A 17,255-nucleotide genomic window follows, 5' to 3' on the forward strand; every position below is an offset into this window, starting at 1 on the left:
ATATTAATTTAAATACGCATGTATCGAAAAATGCGCTTGTGTGACATCTACTTAATCACAAACTATTGTTTCCTGTACATTTAAAAGGTCATCATTAATGCGAGCACTTCCCGGCTGGATTGCATGGTTTATTAAATCACCCAAAATTGGACTAGTGTTATTTGTGGTTGTCTGTGTCATCGCTAGTATAGGCGCAAAGAATTTATATTTTCGCGGCGACTACAAAGTGTTTTTTGAAGAGGATAATCCGCAACGCGTGGCATTCGAAGAGATGCAAAATATCTTCAACAAAAGCGAGAATGTATCTTTTATAATTGTTCCCCAAAGCGGTAGCATTTACCAACCGTCAACGTTCGAACTGATTCAGTCTCTCACTGAAGATGCATGGCAATTGCCACTATCATTACGGGTGGAGTCGTTATCTAATTATCAGCACACCTTTGCTGAGCAAGACGACATGATTGTCACCGATTTAATTAGGTCAGGACAGACCGACGTTGACCATATCAAATGGGTTGAGGGGGTGGTGGCTTCTTCACCGGAAATTAGCGGCCGCTTAGTTTCGGACAAAGCTGAAGTGGCGGTAATTGATGTAACCGTGCAGCTACCTGACGGTGATCAAACCAAAGAAGTAATAGAAATCGCTGATTTCGCTCGCCAACTAGAACAAAAATATGAGAAAGCGTTTCCTGGGCACCAGATCTATCTTACTGGTATGGTCATTATGAACGACGCGTTTTCAATCGCTGCACAACAGGATGCTCAGACCCTTGTACCATTCATGTTTTTACTTATAACAGTCTTAATTGGCTTGCTCACGCGCTCGGTTTACGCGGCCATTTCCACGCTTATTATTGTAATTGCATCTATCATGATTACGATGGGGTTGGCAGGCTGGTATGGTATGTTTTTAAGTACGGCTACGGTCAATATGCCGACGGTGATAACGACGTTGGCAGTCGCTGACTGTATTCATGTCATTGTAGCGATGCGACAATTTTTAAACGCTGGTATGTCCAAAGCTGACGCCATTCACAAAAGTATTTTAATCAATAAAAAACCGATTCTTATCACCAGCGTTACTACAGCCATTGGCTTTCTGATGTTGAATTTTTCTGCGGTTCCTATATTAGCCGATTTAGGCAACACAGTTGCTGTCGGCGTGATGTTAGCGTGCCTGTTTTCGTTGACCGTACTACCTTCGTTGCTCACGCTCTTTCCGTTTAAACCATCTTCCGGTGAAGCAGCGCAGGCGAAATACTTTACTAAAGCTGGGCACTGGGTCACGGGCAATTATAAGTTAGTATTACCTGTGTCAGCCGTAATACTGCTTACACTTTCATTCCTTTCAGTCAAAAACGAATTGAATGACGTTGCGGTAAATTATTTTGACGACTCCAGTACCTTTCGCCAGGCAGTCAATATTCAGGAAGACTATTTAGGCGGGATGTCTAATATCGATTTTGTTGCTTACACGGATGAACAATATGGCATTACCGAACCTACTTTTTTACATAAAATCGAGCAGTTTGCGAATTGGTTAGAAGAGCAACCCGAAGTTCACCATGTACTAAGCTTTTCCGACACCATGAAGCGCCTCAACATGAATATGCACGAAGATCAGCCTGATTTTTACGCAATACCGGAAAACAGGGAATTGGCTTCACAGTACCTATTACTTTACGAAATGTCATTACCGTATGGATTGGATCTGAATAATCAAATAGATATCGACAAATCCGCTTTGCGGGTAATTGCCGTATTGGATAACTTGGGCAGCAAGGAATTTACTGACTTTGAGCGTCGTGCGAAAGCCTGGTTCAACAAGTTGGCGCCAGACCTGCGCTTAGAAGCCGCAAGCCCGCCGCTCATGTTTGCTCATATTGGTGAACGAAACATGGAAAGCATGGTAGGAGGAACGCTAATTGCACTCGTATTGATATCGGGTTTAATTGTCATCGCTTTACGTTCATGGTTTCTTGGCGGTATTAGTTTAATTACTAATCTAGTGCCAGCGGGCGTTGGCTTTGGTATTTGGGGAGTGGTTTCTGGCGAAATTAATATGGCATTGTCAGTCGTGCTTAGTATGACACTGGGTATTATTGTCGATGATACGGTACACTTCCTATCAAAGTATCAGGTGGCCAGGGACGAAGGGCGGGATGTTAAAGAAGCAGTGCATTATGCGTTTAATACTGTCGGCCAAGCAATGACCACCACCACCATAGTGTTGGCTGCTGGCTTCGGTGTGCTTACCTTATCCAGCTTCGCTTTAAACGCAGATATGGGCGCACTGACAGTGATCATTATTATTTCTGCATTATTGATAGATTTACTGTTTTTACCAGCATTTTTAGTGTGGTTAAACAGAAGAAAAGAGGCTGAGTATGATCAAACTAGCGAACAAACATAATTGGCTATTTAGCACAGTTGTCTGTGCTATTTTAGCGACACCTATTTTTACGATTGCCACTGCTCATGCAGATGAAGAGTCTGAAAAAGAAGGTCTTCGAATAACTATTGAGCGTAAAAATAGCGATCGAGGCTGGGATAATTCGGTAGCGGATATGTCCATGATACTGCGTAATGCACAAGGTCAGGAGTCTGAGCGTGAAATGCGCGTGAAGACACTTGAAGTGCAGGATGACGGCGACAAGGCATTGACCATATTTGACTCGCCACGTGATGTGAGTGGAACAGCATTTTTAAGTTTCTCCCATTCAAAAGAGCCCGACGAACAATGGATTTATCTTCCAGCGCTAAAACGGGTTAAACGAATTGCCTCACAAAATAAGTCAGGTCCATTTATGGGGAGCGAATTCGCATTTGAGGACATGACCTCATTTGAAGTTGACAAATTCACCTATGACTTTCTTCGCGATGATACCTATCAAGGGGATGAGGTTTATGTACTCGAACAGGTGCCTCAGGATAACTTTTCAGGTTACTCCAAGCAAATCGTCTGGATTGACAAGGAGCACTACCGCGTTCGCAAAGTAGAGTTCTACGACCGCAAGGGCGATCTGTTAAAAACGTTGGAATTTGAAGACTACACCTTATTTGAAGATAAGTTCTGGCGTCCTTTAAAAAGCTACATGTACAACGTGCAAACCCAAAAGTCGACAGAGTTAATTACCCATGAAATAGAATTTGGCGTGGGTCTGGAAGACTCAGACTTCGATGAAAACAGTTTACGAAGAGCAAGATAAGATAGTGATAAAAAGATTATTAGTGTGTGCAGGTTCATTATTCGTTAACCATTTGGCCATGGCGGAAGTTGAAATAGGCGGCCAAGCTGGCGTTGATGCCCGTTATTTTCTTCAGGATGCTGCCTATCCAGAACAAGAGCGGACGCAGCTTTCAGGCTATATCGAACCAGAATTCTATTACGAGTGGAATGATAGAGCGGACAGTATCGTGTTTAAGCCCTTTGTTCGTGTGGATCAGCATGATGAAGAAAGAAGCCATGTTGATGTGCGTGAGCTTCAATGGTTGCATGCCTCAGAAAGCTGGGAAACGCGCGTTGGTGTAGCCCATGTTTTTTGGGGGCAAACTGAATCCATCCATTTAGTTGATATAATTAACCAAACTGATGCGGTAGAAGCTGTTGATGGTGAAGACAAGCTTGGCCAACCCATGGTTAATTTGAATCTATTTGGAGATTGGGGAACCTTCTCTGCATTTGTTTTACCGTATTTCAGGGAGCGAACGTTTGCGGGAAGTGATGGACGTTTACGCCCGCCAATACCTATTGATGGGGATAATGCGGTTTATGAGTCTGATGATGAGCAGTCTCACATAGACTATGCTTTTCGCTGGCGTAACAGCATAGGGCCATGGGAAGTGGGGCTTTCTTACTTTGATGGCACGTCGCGGGAGCCGGAGTTGCTAACAGAGTTTGATGAATCTAATAACGTTTTGCTTCGCCCATACTATGCACAAATTGAACAGTTTGGTATTGATTTACTCAAAGTTCAGGGGGCCTGGCTGCTCAAGTTTGAGGGGATCTATCGGACAGGTCAGAGCGAAGATTTTGTCGCTGCTGTTGCAGGTTTTGAACGGACCACTGTAGGCGTATTTGAGACTCAATATGATTTAGGTGTGCTGATGGAATATCAGTACGATGAACGTGATGATAACTTTTTTGCCACTGGGCAAAACGATTTGATGACAGGACTTCGCTGGGTATGGAATGATATCGATGGAACCGAATTTTTGTTCGGTTACATACAAGATTTAGACGATACCGCTACTTATAGTGGTTTTATAGAAGCATCGAGCCGCATTACCAATAGCTGGCGTTGGAAAATAGATGCTTACTTCTTTTCGTCCAATGATGAAGCTGATACATTTTATTTTTTAAGACGCGACGACCACATTCAGTTATCTTTAGAACACTTTTTTTAATAATTCAGCAATATAATAATAATGATGATAAAAACATTTGCGATAGGGGCGTTTTGCGCGAGCCTTACTTTTACTGCTCAAGCGACGGAAAAAATGTATGGAGTGGTAACGTCGGGTTATTCAGACGTTACATTTCTTGAACAGGGACTGGAATTGGATAACGTCAATTATTCACTGGCATTGGGGCATCAATTTAAGCGCCAATGGTACGCGGAAGCGGGAGTTCGTGAGATAATTGATGGTGAAGGTGAAATGTACTCCATGCAAGCATCGTCATTGTACTTGGCGGTATTGGGAAAAGCGGGTCATCAAGTTGGTGAATTGTTTTATAAACTTGGAGTCATGAACATAGATGTGCAGGGGTATCAGCCAGCAAATGGAGAAGAATGTCCAATTGGGAATGTTTCTCTTATAACCAAACGATGCGAGTTCGACGAAGGTTTATTTGGCGGTATGGTGGCGCTGGGATTCGATTATCATTTATCTCTAAGGACGATGGTGCGGTTTGAGATAGAACATATTCGCGGTGAGAATGATTTTAAAGCGAATTTGGTTAATCTAGGTATTCGATACAATTTTAATTAATCTATATCTGCAAATATCCTGTACCTTTCTTAAAGTCTTCTAATAAAAGAGATGAGTAAAAATATGAAAAACGAGCTCGATGCTAAATTTTTACTGCAAGTATTTGAGAAAATACGCCAATTCGGAGAAAAGCAGGATGACAAATATCGACTCAATGGCATAACTGCTTTCACTGATTTAGATGGATACACGTTATTTGTCGAAGACCCGAAGGTAAAATTACAGTTCGGCTTTCATAATCAATATCATTTTGATTATGAATCCAGTGAACATTACGAACAGTTTGAGAAAAAATTGAAGCAGATCGACAGGGAGTATTGATTGACTAAAATGGTCTAGAATCTCCTGCCCTACTTCAATGCACTTCATTAAGAGGTTACAATACCTGAAAAACTACAGGAATTGTATCGTTGTCTGCAGCCATTAAGCCGCCTGAATTTTCCCTTAAATTTTTGTTACCCCAGTACTGGCCTATATGGTTCGGAGCTGGTGTGCTTTATCTTATAACCTGGTTGCCTCTTCCTGCGATTCGCTGGTTGGGTGCCAGAGTCGGCAAATTAATGTGCGTTGTCGCCCCCAAGCGCGCGCACATAGCTAGACGTAATCTTGAGTTATGCTATCCCACGATGTCAGCCGAAGTGCGCGAGCAGCTATTGCAAGAGAATATTAGGCGAACGGGTATGGCATTGTTCGAAACTGCTATGGGGTGGTGGTGGCCTTCGTGGAGGGTGAAACGTTCGTTTCACGTTGAAGGTTTCGAACATGTGGAAAATGCGTTTGCTGAGGGGTGCGGCGTGTTTGGAATGGCACTACATAACGTAAACTTGGAGTTCGCCTGTAGAGGGTTAGGTTACACATGGCCTGCAGTTGGTTTTTACCGCAAACATAATAACCCTCTAGTAGATTATATGCAGTATCGCGGACGCGCTCAGTCAAATAAATATTTGATCCATAAACGTAATGCTAAAGATCTTATCAATGCTCTAGATGAAGGAGAATTGTGTTTGTATCTCCCTGATCAAGACTATGGCCGAGCGCAAAGTATTTTTGTCCCTTTTGGCGGTGTGAAGCAAACTGCTACCACTACAGCAACACTGATGTTTATTCGCCGCACCAAGTGCGTTCCGATGTTAATGACATCACAGTACACATCTGACGGATATAAGGTTAAAATTTACCCTCCAATGCCGGAACTGGTTGAAATGGATGATCGCGACGCGTTAACTTTACTCAACAAACGTATCGTTGAAATTATTCAGGAGCAGCCGGAAAGCTACTTGTGGATGCACAAACGTTTTAAAACCCGGCCCGACGAGCATGAGCCGTCACTTTATTAAAAATTATAAAAATTAAAAAGCTGCCGATAAAATAGAAAAGCAGTTGAAAGAAGTAGGTCTTTTAGGAATTACGGTGTGAAATTATGGCACAAACAGGATTTTCCAGTTCACTGTTTTGGGTGAAGCACATAGTGCTAGCGCTAGTACTAATTATTGTTGCGGGCGTATTGATTCATATGCAATCTGAAAACGAAACAGCACCTCTGGCTGAAGGTGAAACTAAACAGAAAAGTGTTTCCAAGGGCCTAAGTGACTTTTACCGCGAGTTTCGCATGTCATCGGACGAGCGTATAAAGGAAAATAAGGGCGACTTTGTTATTGAGATATCTAATGGAGACCAAACCCTTGATAGCCAATTGCAAGGTATGTCTAGTGATATTAAACCTGTTAATAAGCGATGGGTAGGAGAACATAAACAACGTTCTTTTAAAGCAGGAGGAACACTTCGCGAGACAATTTCTACTTATGCGGAACTTGAAGGTATGCAAGTTATTTGGGATCTTGACCAGGATTTTGTTATTAAACACCACTTTCAGGTGAACGGCACAATTGTTAAAGCATTGTCAGATATTGCCACTGCAATAGATAGTAACTTTGCAGGCGAAGTAAAAACTTATATCTGTCCTAAACAGCGCTCATTGGTAGTGACGCAAAATAAAACGAAATATCTTAAGACTTCATGTAGTGAGGTTAAACGTTCGTAATAAACTCAACGGACCTTTGAGGGCTAAGCCTGTCGCCGTTTCCAACGAAAGAGGGAGCCGCTAACGCCCCTGCATATGCGTGAGGAGATCGTGATTTGCATCACGATGACGGACGTTTCATCACGATGACGGGTTTTTCCCGACGCAAGTTAACGTTTTCACAATACCCAACCGCGATGCCGAAACAACCCATCGATATCCCGAAACAACTCCTCGTCATCCCGAAATAACTTCTCGTCATCCCGATGAAAATCGGGACCCCCACACCTGTTCTAGGGGAATTAAGAAGAAGACTTTTTCAGGATTGAGGAGAAGTTTTCACCCCAGCATATGCGTGAGGAGATCGTGATTTGCATCACGATGACGGGGGTGCATCACGATGACGGGGGTTGCATCACGATGGCGGGGTTTCCTCGGCGCAGGTTAATGTTTTCACCCCAGCATATGCGTGAGGAGATCGTGATGTACATCACGATGACGGACGTTTCATCACGATGGCGGGGTTTCCCCGGCGCAGGTTAATGTATTCACAATACCCAACCGCGATGCCCAAACGACCCATCGATATCCCGAAACAACTCCTCGTCATCCCGAAATAACTTCTCGTCATCCCGATGAAAATCGGGACCCCCACGCCTGTTCTAGGGGAATTAAGAAGAAGACTTTTTCAGGATAGAGGATACGTTTTCACCCCTTCATATGCGTGAGGAGATCGTGATTTGCATCACGATGACGAGAGGTGCATCACGATGACGGACGTTGCATCACGATGGCGGGGTTGTATCACTCTTAGCCATTTCTTCGGTTTGATGTAACCTTCGTAGAGACGGCCAATTTAGAGATGAGCCGAAACGTATTGCTGCCTTACCACTTGATGCCAACATCGCTATAGCATAGCCCTAATTCTGCAAGGGATTCGTCGACTAAAGGTTTAACAAACAATCCTGTATTTGAAGTGTATTCCAAAAACTCGAAGGTATTTCTCCATTTAACGTAATCAGCTTTACCATCTCGAATCATTGTACAAAACTCTTTTTCATAGCTGCTGTAGCCCTTATTATGAACATCAACTACGCCAATTACCGGTATTAAGGCGTGATTGGTGGCAATAGGGCTTAAATTTTTATTGTGAAGAAGGCCCCATTCTACAAGATGCGCTATTATTTCCTCTTCCTCTAAATCCCACACGAAAAAAGGAAATGCAACTTCAGGGATAGTGTCGTTGTGAAACCATTTCCCTTGTTCATCTTGGTCATGAAATTTAGCGATTTCAAGGCCTGCTACAGTGCTCCTTTTAGCGGTTTTCGGTAATGTGAAGGTGTCCAGCTTTAAACCATTGGTAACTTGATAACGGGAATAACCAATCAGGATAAGGGGAATCCCTTTTTGTGCTGCGAGCTTTTTCCCACTATCTATCATGAATTCGCCGTCGCTAAAGTCCACTGTGCCATAGCCACCTTCGTCATTTAGATGTTGTAGACCGTAAGCGAACATTTTTGCGAAAAATTCTTTTGCGGGCCTGATGAATACATGATCTTCACCCAGCTGAGGAAGAAGCGTTTCGATGTTGAGTTTAGCCACAGGGCTCATAAACCCATTATCGATTGTAAAGAGAAGCAGTCTTTTATTTGGATACTTTTCTCTTATTTTTTTAACCAGGTAAGTGCTGTCCTTGCCACCACTATAGGCAATTAATATATCGTAATTGCCGCTTCCGAAGGCCGACTCAATTGCCTCGTTCAGGTTTCCAGTGTAGTCTTTTTTTATCGCTATCTCATCGAGTGTTAGCGTTTTGCATACATCACATATCTCATCATCTAATTTAATCATATGTTCTGAAGCCGCACATCTCGTGCATCTTCTACTGATTTTGTTTTTTGCAAACTTGCGATGGATAGGCCAGATATTTTTGACATAGGCCTCGAAACTATTTGCCGTTTTTATTAACGCTTTTACTGATTTATCCATGATGTTTTAAACCAGTTTTTCAGATTTTAGGTCAGTAAAGCATTCTTCCAACATCGTATCCAAAGCAACAACCCTATATTTAATTTCTTCCATCGCTTTTCTCGAATCGGAATAAATCTCTATGGACACGATATCTTGCACATGTTTGGTAAGCGTAGGTTCTTTCCCGACCACACGAGAGAAAAAACGGTCCAGGTAACAACAAAGTAGAAATATTAATCGGTTTGTTGGTTTCTTTAATTTTTTCTTACCTAGCAGTTTGGCTACTTTTTGCATGACCTCATACCATGTCCTGTCAAATCCGCCCAAAATATATCGCGAACCAGGTTCCGCATGGTGGTAGGCGTCAATGTGTGCTTGCATTACTTCTCTAGCACTGCAAATAGAGCCGCCGCCAGGAGCAGCCATATTCATTGGGACGCCTTTTTTTATTTCAGTAAATAAACTTGCCCACCCGCCGCGGTCATATTTTCCGATTACCGCACTCGGATGCATATAAACCGCATTTAAGCCTTTCTCGACACCCTTATCTACTTCATCATCTGCCAGGGTTTTTGAACGAACATAGGCATCATTGCACCATCTGTTCTTCGGAAAACTTTCGTCAATTCTCTCTCCATGACGCCAATCGAAAACCACCACCGTACTCGTGTAAATCAGCTTACCAATATTTTTTTCCAAACACGCTTCAACAACATTTTTTGTGCCTACAACATTTATATCATACCGGGTGTGCTCTAGCTTTTCAGGGAGTACCGCTACCGATCCCGCTACATGAAAGACTGCGTCCACTTCATCTGGAATGGCTTCTTTAAGGGAATTGGGATCGAGAATATCGCCATAAGCGAATTTGATTTGGGGGAACTTTTTTAACGTTTCTAAATTTGATGTTTTACGAACTAATACAGTGATTTCTTCTGCTTCTTTAACAAGTAATTCGACCAGATGTCTGCCTAAAAAACCTGTTGCTCCAGTAATGAACGCTCTCACTTTTCTACTCCAAGATGATAATTATTGTTTTATTGGATTGAAATATTGTTTTTTTGATTTAGATAAGAATTTCAGCAACTGTATAGACTATTTTAATGTCAAGTTAAAATACAGTGATTATTTGTTATGAGCAGCGTATTTTTAAAGAATCTTTTTTCTTAATAAGATAGCGTTATCGATTCGCTTTTGTAAAAATTAATAATTCGACCACGAAAAAATAGTTATCTCTCTACATATTGGATTAAATCAGTTTTAAAAAATGATTTAGGAAGTGTTTGATGTACTTATGTCGTTGACTGCATCACATCATTCCATATATTCGAAACGGTTTTACGTAGTGATTCAAGTTCTTGTGTATCGTCAGCAAGGTGGTTGCCCGATAGCGTCAATTGATGGTATTCAGCTCTAAGTGAAAGGTATGCCGATTTAAGACTGTCAGTTACCTCGGCTTCTACAATGTGCTCTTTTGCAATAGTATCGAGTACTCTTAAATTGTCAGTGTATTGTGCTATTTTAGGGAATTGATGGCTAAAAGATAACACCCAATATTGGGTTAAAAACTCAATGTCAGTAATTCCACCTTCACATTGCTTTAAATCTATCTGGACGGTATTTTTTTTCAGTAAATGATCCCGCATTTTCTTACGCATTTTAACCACTTCGTTTTTTAGCTGTTCTTTTTCTCTGTGTTTTTCTAAAATTGATTGGCGAATAGCACTAAATCTAGCTGACAATTCTGCGCCTCCCAACACAACCCTTGCTCTTACCAGGGCTTGGTGCTCCCAGGTCCAAGCGTCGTTTTGCTGATAGCTTTCAAAGCCATCAATATGGCAACTCATTAAACCTGCATCACCAGAAGGCCTTAATCGCAAGTCGGTATCGTAAAGCCTTCCAAATAGCGTGGTTGTGGTTAAAAAATGCATGATACGTTGTGCCAGCTTGATATAAAATTGTGTCGACCCTATGCGTTTAGGGCCATTCGTCTGCGTTTGACGCGGTGCATTGTGTAGAAAGACTAAGTCTAAATCAGAGCCGTAACCCAGTTCGTAACCACCGAGCTTGCCGTAGCCGATGATAGCAAAGCCAGTATCTTCATCTTTAAGATGTTCAGGTGTGCCATACTTTGCTGTTATTTGTTGCCATGCTTTTTGAAATACCGAATTAATGCAAACTTCCGCCAGAACAGTCAGCTTGTCGCTAACACTGGACACGGGGAGCGAACCATTGATGTCGCTAGCGGCAATCCGAAGTTGTTGGCACAACTTAAACTGCCTGACCGCTTCCATCCATTGTTCAATATCTTCTGGATCGATTCTGAGCAGATGTTGCCGTAGCTCATCAGCATGTTCGATCCGTGTATCGTCCAAACTGATGCATTGTTTTTGTAAATAGACTGGGGAAAGCAGTTCGTCCAGCAACAAAGGAAAGTGGCGGATCTGGTTCGCAATCCAGCTGCTACGAGAACATAGGGAAACCAGTTGGTGTAACACGTCTGGGTTTTCGAGTAACAAGTCTAGGTAGGTCGTTCGTCCTAAAACTGCGTTCACCACTTGAAGAACTGCACTTAATACTTTATCAGAGCGAGCTGGATGCTGATCAACCAGTACATAAAGCACTTCAGGCATCAATTTTTTCAACGAGTCTTCACCGCGCTGGCCTAAGCGGAATCCTCGCGCTCGTGCGTTAAAATCAACAAGTTGCTTGTAAATCCCTCGGCTTTCTATTGCACTTAAATGGTTTTTGAACAGTGCAACAAATTCGTCTTCTTCTAAGGGCATTCGCCAACAGTCACGGCACTTGTTAAAAAGTGAATCGTCATCACTATGTGATTCATGGGTTTCTTCGATCAAATCGTTGAATTGTTTATGCACATGAGCCATTACATCTGTTAATTGTCTTTTAAAGTCATCAATAGATGCTACTTGCATAACTTCACTAACAACCTGAAGTTGCCACTCCTTTTCAGGGAGTGTTTGCGTTTGCTGGTCATCTAATTGTTGCAGCGTGTGCTCCGTTTTTCTTAGCCACAAATAGTCTTGATAAAGCCTTTCTACGATCTCTTTTTCTACGATATCTAACTCCACCAGAGCAAATAAGGCTGTTTTCAAACTTTTACATTGCAATGACGGTTCTCTTCCACCATGTATGAGCTGAAAACTTTGGGCGAAAAATTCGACTTCTCGGATTCCTCCTGCCCCAAGCTTAATATTGTCCGCCAACTGTCTGCGTCTGATTTCTCTGGCGATTAATTGCTTCATGTCACGCAGCGCATCTAACGTGGTAAAATCAAGATACCGTCTAAAAACAAAGGGCTTTAGAATTAATTCCAATTGCTCAGTATAAGGGGAGGGCGGATTAAGTATGCGTGCTTTGAGCATGGCAAAGCGCTCCCAGTGACGCCCCTGATCTTGATAATAATCTTCGAAAGCAGCAAAATGCATCGCTAATGGACCACTTTCCCCAAATGGGCGAAGCCGCATATCTACCCTGAAAACCTGTCCTTCATCCGTAATCTTATTCAGTGCAGCAATCAACTGTTGAGCGAGCCGTATGAAAAACTGTTGATGTTCCAGCGGTTTTTTTCCTCCTTGGGTAGTCCCCTTGGCTGGAAAAGTAAAAATAAGGTCGATGTCAGACGAAAAATTTAGTTCTTTTCCTCCTAGCTTTCCCATGGCATGAATAATGAGCGGCTGGGGGCCGTACTCTCCCTCAGGCGTACCATGTTTTCTACAAAAGTCGCTATACAGCCAATTATAGGCGCCCATGATTAACGAGTCCGCAAGGGAGGAAACTTGTTTTAAGGAGCTTTCGATATCCTGCGTATTTAACAGATCGCGCGCACCGATACAAAGCATGTGAAAATGTCTGAAAGTACGCAGAATTTTATATAGTTGCTCTACCTGTGTGGTCGATTTCAGTTGTTCAGCCAATAATTCAGTGTATTTTACTTCTTTATTATCAATTGCATCGAGGACAAGATTAATCCACTCGGGGTGACGATATAGATGACGCGAAATAAAATCACTGTAACCGACCAGCGTGGCTAATCTGCCTCTCGCCTTAATAGAAAGTTCAGGCAGTTGATCGTTTATTTCTGAAAAGAAATTATCGCTCCGCTCTTGAATAAACTTGTATTGCTTGCCCATCGTATGCATGCTGAGAAAGTTATATGAACTACATTAACGGCTTACGTGAGTCGATGACAATGTTTTGATGCAAAAAATTTAAAAAAAACCAAGGTGCGTGCCTGATGGAAACACTTGTTAAACTGGTCGATTTACCTTCTGATTTGTGGGTGTATTTGCTTATCGATTTGGGATTAGCCCTTTTTTTACTAATGGTGATGAAATGGATGGCAGGGGCCTTTAGGAAAAGTACGGTTACAGAAGAGCTAGGCGTCAAAGACAACTTTGCGTTTGGGATCAGTATTGCTGGTGGCATGTTGTCGCTTTGCATAGTGTTAAGCTCTGTTGTTGGTCGTCACGTGGGTTTAGGTTACGAACAGGCAGCTATCGGCATGCTGACGTTTGGACTAGTTGGCATTATATTGGTCAAATTTGGCCGGTTCGCGCACGATAAGCTAGTGCTGAACCGGCTTGATAGTCAGGCCTTGATTGCAGACAGAAGTGTCAGCGTAGCATTAGTTGACGCTGCGAGCTTGATTGCCAGTGCAATTATTTTACGTAGTATGATGCTGTGGGTCGATGGTAGCGACTTTAATGCTATCATAGCTATCACTACAGGGTTCTTGGTAGTACTTGCAGTACTGTTGGTACTAACCCGATTAATAGAAAGAAGATATGCTAAAGGCAATCAAAACGATTCCTTTCAAGGTGCGCTGCGAAAAGGTCAAATGGCTTTAGCTATCGAACACTCAGGAAACTTATTAGGCACGGCCACCATCGTAGCTTCGGCCGGCAGTTTATTAACTTATAATCCAGAAGGTTATGTCAGCAACGTTTCAGGATGGCTAGGCGTCTCCGTTGTTTTGACAGTGTCGTTAATGTTGTTGGTGAATTTGAGCAAGCGCATTATTTTATTCGGTATGGACTATCGACAGGAAATTGACCAGCAGCACAACGTGGGCGTGGCATGTCTAGCCCTAACTTTGAGTATTGGAATTGCACTGGTGGTAAATGGAGTACTGGGGTTCCTAGGATAAATGGGGTGTTGACTCCACCCTATCCAACGCACAATCCAGTTTCATATCATCGAGAAGGTGCGAACTGATTACGTTTAATTTTTGTTGTCTGGAAAGCCGCTTGATCCTGCACTCTAGCTTGAGCGCAGCTGATTTAGTCCGGATTTGAAAAATCGCCCGGTATACGCGCGGTTTTCTCGCTTTTAAAAACTTTGCACCGCCAGCCAACTCGCCCCTGTGTTGCCTGAATCGACGTGTAGGGTTTGTAGTTGACCCGGTATATAAGTGCCCACACTCGGTTTCAATCAGATACACGTACCAGTTAGTCTTTTCATAGTCCTCAACCGCGCTTTCCACTGTTATACTACTGACCATTATTTAGAAATTATTGTTACTCATGATTCTACCAGATTTTAGTCAAGCTCGAATTCTTATTGTTGGCGACATAATGTTAGACCGCTACTGGAAAGGCGGAACAAGCCGAATTTCGCCAGAAGCGCCCGTTCCCGTGGTGAATATCAAGGAGATTGAAGACCGCCCAGGTGGTGCCGCAAATGTGGCAATAAATGCAGCTTCTTTAGGGGCAAGTGTGACATTACTTGGGCTTTGTGGAGAAGATGAGAACGCACAACTGCTTCAGGCGCGACTTGAATCGTATGGCGTACAATGTAGTTTTTTACCGGTATCGGGCTTTGACACGATTACCAAGCTTCGTGTGTTGAGTCGTAATCAACAATTATTACGAATGGATTTTGAAAAAAGCTTTTCTCAGGTAGATAAGTCACAGTTAGTTGAACAATTTTCCCAACAACTAGAAGATGTTGATCTTGTTGTTTTCTCCGATTACAACAAAGGGGCGCTCAGCGATGTGCGCACCCTCATTAAACTGGCGAAACAACAGAACCTACCAATTGTGGTTGATCCAAAAGGTAATAACTTTGCTAAATATCGCGGCGCGACCGTGCTTACTCCAAACATGGCAGAATTGGAAGGGATTGTAGGCGAGGTCGAAAACGAATCTGAATTACTGGAAAAGGCAACAGGCCTAAAAAATGATTTAGATTTAACCAACTTATTAGTAACGCGCTCTGAAAAAGGTATGTCTTTATACAGTGCAGAGGCACCTTTTCATTTACCTGCTAAAGCAAGAGAAGTTTATGACGTCACTGGGGCAGGGGACACCGTAGTGTCTACATTATCCGTTGCAATGGCTTGTGGTCAGTCAGTGCAGCAATCATGTGTATTAGCTAATATCGCCGCCTCTATTGTCGTCGGTAAACTGGGCACCTCGGTGATTACGCCGACTGAATTGGCGTTAGCGCTGAATGAACAAGGTACCCATCTCGACGGGGGGGTAATGAATGAAGACCAACTATTACGTGCGATAGAACAAGCGAAGGGTCAAGGGGAACGAGTTGTTATGACCAATGGCTGCTTTGATATTTTACACGCCGGGCACGTATCTTATTTACAAGCGGCGGCACAATTAGGGGACAGGTTAATCGTTGCGGTCAATACAGATGAATCGGTAACGCAACTGAAAGGGCCCGGTAGACCCGTAAACTCCGTAGACAGGCGTATGGCAGTATTGGCTGGATTAAGTGCGGTGGACTGGGTGGTGCCGTTCCCGGAAGATACACCCAGACGGTTGATTGCACGCTTATTGCCAGACGTTTTGGTAAAAGGGGGGGACTATACGGTAGAAGAGATCGCGGGGGCCGAGGAAGTTCAGGAGAACGGAGGTGAAGTCAAAGTGCTACATTTTGAAGAAGGTGTATCGACCACAGGTATTATTGAACAAATAGTCAGTAAGCGCGTAAAACTAGAGTGACCAGATCAACTTTGATAGCCGTTAAACGGCGATTAATATAAGCTAGTGCTTTTAGCATAGCCAAACATATAAGCGGTAACATACATGTACGAAAGTTATTATGGGCTAAATTCTAAGCCGTTTCAGCTTACCCCCGATCCAGCTTTTTTCTTTGCCAGTAAGTGGCATAAGAGGGCTATGTCTTACCTTCAATATGGGTTATCTCAAGCTGAAGGCTTTATAGTGATTACTGGTGATATTGGTACCGGAAAAACCACTATTGCGAACAGTCTATTAGCCGAAATTGAAGATGATATTGTGGCAGCGCAAATTGTTACGCCGAAGCTTTCGCCTGATGAGTTAGTGAAAATGGTGGCTGCTAAGTTTGATTTAGAAGTGGCAGGGCTTTCGAAAGCAGACATCCTAGATGTGCTAGAGCATTTTTTATATGACTTAAGCAAGCAAGGTAAACGTGCGTTGTTGCTAGTAGATGAGGCTCAAAACCTGCCGCTGGAAACCATCGAAGAATTGCGAATGCTATCTAACTTTCAGCAATTTGGAAAACCGTTACTGCAAAGTTTTTTACTGGGGCAGGAAGAGCTTCAACCCATTCTGCGCGCACCTAATATGGAGCAATTCAGGCAGCGTATTGTCGCCTCATGCCATTTAGCGCCGATGACTGAAGATGAAACACAACATTATATAGAGTTTCGTATGCAGCATGCCGGGTGGCAGGGTAATCGCTTATTATCTGATAAAGCGTTTTCACACATTTATCAATTTACCCGCGGCGTACCCAGAAAAATTAATACGCTAATGGACCGTATATTGTTGTATGGGTTTCTCGAAGAACTTGAAGTATTAACTGAAGAAGCGGTAAACGCAGTTATTGAAGAAGTTAAAGATGAAATGTTTATTCCTCAATCCCCCAAGTTTGAGGAAACAGAAGAAGTAGCAGAAAATAACACTACAAGTAATTCGGCAGACGAGGGAAGTTTTAAGCCCACCCAGAAGGTTCTTACACCAAATGGAAATGAAATTAAGGAAGTCGAATATTATAAAGGCATGCTCAGTGAGTTGGTTGATGCATTAGATGACGCTATTAGTCACAAAATTAAACTAACCCAGTACATCGACAAGTTATTGAAGAAGAAATACCGAACCTATGTTCGTTTAAAAGGTGACGAGGATTAGTGGTAATATTGTTTTACCACTTATCTATTACTTGTTTTTAGGTAGAATTTGAGGCGCAGCGATTAACACGCCTCAACCCCCCCGCTTTATCGCAAAAGGGTACATGTAGAAGGTAATCT

At 42.7% G+C, this 17,255-nt stretch carries 14 protein-coding genes; 10 read left to right on the forward strand and 4 right to left on the reverse strand.

Features of this window, described 5'->3' with window-relative positions:
• Nucleotides 1-97 precede the first annotated feature (97 nt).
• From OPS28_RS05400 to OPS28_RS05430, 7 genes are all read left to right on the forward strand, one after another.
• Nucleotides 98-2,413: an efflux RND transporter permease subunit gene (locus OPS28_RS05400; RefSeq protein ID WP_265608437.1), complete on the forward strand. Its 2,316-nt coding sequence runs from the start codon at nucleotides 98-100 to the stop codon at nucleotides 2,411-2,413.
• Nucleotides 2,388-3,209, forward strand: coding sequence for an outer membrane lipoprotein-sorting protein (locus OPS28_RS05405; RefSeq protein WP_265608438.1), 822 nt, complete (start codon nucleotides 2,388-2,390; stop codon nucleotides 3,207-3,209). The genes OPS28_RS05400 and OPS28_RS05405 overlap by 26 nt, the downstream gene beginning before the upstream one ends.
• On the forward strand, nucleotides 3,181-4,407 hold the full coding sequence (locus OPS28_RS05410; RefSeq protein ID WP_265608439.1) for a hypothetical protein: 1,227 nt from the start codon (nucleotides 3,181-3,183) through the stop codon (nucleotides 4,405-4,407). Before OPS28_RS05405 ends, OPS28_RS05410 begins: the two co-directional genes overlap by 29 nt.
• A 21-nt stretch (nucleotides 4,408-4,428) precedes the next feature.
• A complete protein-coding gene (locus OPS28_RS05415; RefSeq protein ID WP_265608440.1) occupies nucleotides 4,429-4,992 on the forward strand; it encodes an outer membrane beta-barrel protein in 564 nt (187 codons plus the stop codon).
• Nucleotides 4,993-5,055: 63 nt separating this feature from the next.
• Complete coding sequence (locus OPS28_RS05420) at nucleotides 5,056-5,313, forward strand: DUF3081 domain-containing protein (RefSeq protein ID WP_265608441.1); 258 nt, start codon at nucleotides 5,056-5,058, stop codon at nucleotides 5,311-5,313.
• A gap of 89 nt (nucleotides 5,314-5,402) precedes the next feature.
• The gene (gene lpxL / locus OPS28_RS05425; protein ID WP_265608442.1) at nucleotides 5,403-6,329 is read left to right on the forward strand and encodes an LpxL/LpxP family Kdo(2)-lipid IV(A) lauroyl/palmitoleoyl acyltransferase; all 927 of its coding nucleotides are present in this window, start codon (nucleotides 5,403-5,405) and stop codon (nucleotides 6,327-6,329) included.
• Between the two features lie 83 nt (nucleotides 6,330-6,412).
• Nucleotides 6,413-7,033, forward strand: coding sequence for a toxin co-regulated pilus biosynthesis Q family protein (locus OPS28_RS05430; protein WP_265608443.1), 621 nt, complete (start codon nucleotides 6,413-6,415; stop codon nucleotides 7,031-7,033).
• Nucleotides 7,034-7,897: 864 nt separating this feature from the next.
• On the opposite strand, the gene OPS28_RS05435 is transcribed toward OPS28_RS05430, so the two are convergent.
• From OPS28_RS05435 to glnE, 3 genes are all read right to left on the reverse strand, one after another.
• Nucleotides 7,898-9,001 (reverse strand): hypothetical protein, encoded by a 1,104-nt coding sequence (locus tag OPS28_RS05435; protein ID WP_265608444.1) that lies wholly within the window; start codon nucleotides 8,999-9,001, stop codon nucleotides 7,898-7,900.
• Between the two features lie 6 nt (nucleotides 9,002-9,007).
• Nucleotides 9,008-9,991: an NAD-dependent epimerase/dehydratase family protein gene (locus OPS28_RS05440; RefSeq protein WP_265608445.1), complete on the reverse strand. Its 984-nt coding sequence runs from the start codon at nucleotides 9,989-9,991 to the stop codon at nucleotides 9,008-9,010.
• Between the two features lie 284 nt (nucleotides 9,992-10,275).
• A complete protein-coding gene (gene glnE / locus OPS28_RS05445; RefSeq protein ID WP_265608446.1) occupies nucleotides 10,276-13,137 on the reverse strand; it encodes a bifunctional [glutamate--ammonia ligase]-adenylyl-L-tyrosine phosphorylase/[glutamate--ammonia-ligase] adenylyltransferase in 2,862 nt (953 codons plus the stop codon).
• A 104-nt stretch (nucleotides 13,138-13,241) separates the two neighbouring features.
• Here glnE and OPS28_RS05450 point away from each other — a divergent pair, with 104 nt between their 5' ends.
• Nucleotides 13,242-14,153, forward strand: coding sequence for a DUF350 domain-containing protein (locus OPS28_RS05450; RefSeq protein WP_265608447.1), 912 nt, complete (start codon nucleotides 13,242-13,244; stop codon nucleotides 14,151-14,153).
• Here the strand turns inward: OPS28_RS05450 and OPS28_RS05455 are convergent.
• Nucleotides 14,145-14,507 (reverse strand): GIY-YIG nuclease family protein, encoded by a 363-nt coding sequence (locus OPS28_RS05455; protein WP_265608448.1) that lies wholly within the window; start codon nucleotides 14,505-14,507, stop codon nucleotides 14,145-14,147. The genes OPS28_RS05450 and OPS28_RS05455 overlap by 9 nt on opposite strands.
• A 22-nt stretch (nucleotides 14,508-14,529) precedes the next feature.
• Here OPS28_RS05455 and hldE point away from each other — a divergent pair, with 22 nt between their 5' ends.
• A complete protein-coding gene (gene hldE / locus OPS28_RS05460) occupies nucleotides 14,530-15,963 on the forward strand; it encodes a bifunctional D-glycero-beta-D-manno-heptose-7-phosphate kinase/D-glycero-beta-D-manno-heptose 1-phosphate adenylyltransferase HldE (protein ID WP_265608449.1) in 1,434 nt (477 codons plus the stop codon).
• An 84-nt stretch (nucleotides 15,964-16,047) separates the two neighbouring features.
• On the forward strand, nucleotides 16,048-17,136 hold the full coding sequence (locus OPS28_RS05465; protein ID WP_265608450.1) for an XrtA/PEP-CTERM system-associated ATPase: 1,089 nt from the start codon (nucleotides 16,048-16,050) through the stop codon (nucleotides 17,134-17,136).
• The last annotated feature ends 119 nt before the right edge of the window (nucleotides 17,137-17,255 follow it).

This window comes from Alteromonas sp. ASW11-130 (genome assembly GCF_026183735.1).
Taxonomy (GTDB): Bacteria; Pseudomonadota; Gammaproteobacteria; order Enterobacterales; family Alteromonadaceae; genus Alteromonas.

Bases quoted from the DNA above. Each gene is read 5' to 3' on its own strand.
- OPS28_RS05400 (WP_265608437.1), top strand. From the start codon at position 98: ATGCGAGCACTTCCCGGCTGGATTGCATGGTTTATTAAATCACCCAAA.
- OPS28_RS05405 (WP_265608438.1), top strand. From the start codon at position 2,388: ATGATCAAACTAGCGAACAAACATAATTGGCTATTTAGCACAGTTGTC.
- OPS28_RS05410 (WP_265608439.1), top strand. From the start codon at position 3,181: ATGAAAACAGTTTACGAAGAGCAAGATAAGATAGTGATAAAAAGATTA.
- OPS28_RS05415 (WP_265608440.1), top strand. From the start codon at position 4,429: ATGATGATAAAAACATTTGCGATAGGGGCGTTTTGCGCGAGCCTTACT.
- OPS28_RS05420 (WP_265608441.1), top strand. From the start codon at position 5,056: ATGAAAAACGAGCTCGATGCTAAATTTTTACTGCAAGTATTTGAGAAA.
- OPS28_RS05430 (WP_265608443.1), top strand. From the start codon at position 6,413: ATGGCACAAACAGGATTTTCCAGTTCACTGTTTTGGGTGAAGCACATA.
- OPS28_RS05435 (WP_265608444.1), bottom strand. From the start codon at position 9,001: ATGGATAAATCAGTAAAAGCGTTAATAAAAACGGCAAATAGTTTCGAG.
- glnE (WP_265608446.1), bottom strand. From the start codon at position 13,137: ATGGGCAAGCAATACAAGTTTATTCAAGAGCGGAGCGATAATTTCTTT.
- OPS28_RS05450 (WP_265608447.1), top strand. From the start codon at position 13,242: ATGGAAACACTTGTTAAACTGGTCGATTTACCTTCTGATTTGTGGGTG.
- OPS28_RS05455 (WP_265608448.1), bottom strand. From the start codon at position 14,507: ATGGTCAGTAGTATAACAGTGGAAAGCGCGGTTGAGGACTATGAAAAG.
- hldE (WP_265608449.1), top strand. From the start codon at position 14,530: ATGATTCTACCAGATTTTAGTCAAGCTCGAATTCTTATTGTTGGCGAC.
- OPS28_RS05465 (WP_265608450.1), top strand. From the start codon at position 16,048: ATGTACGAAAGTTATTATGGGCTAAATTCTAAGCCGTTTCAGCTTACC.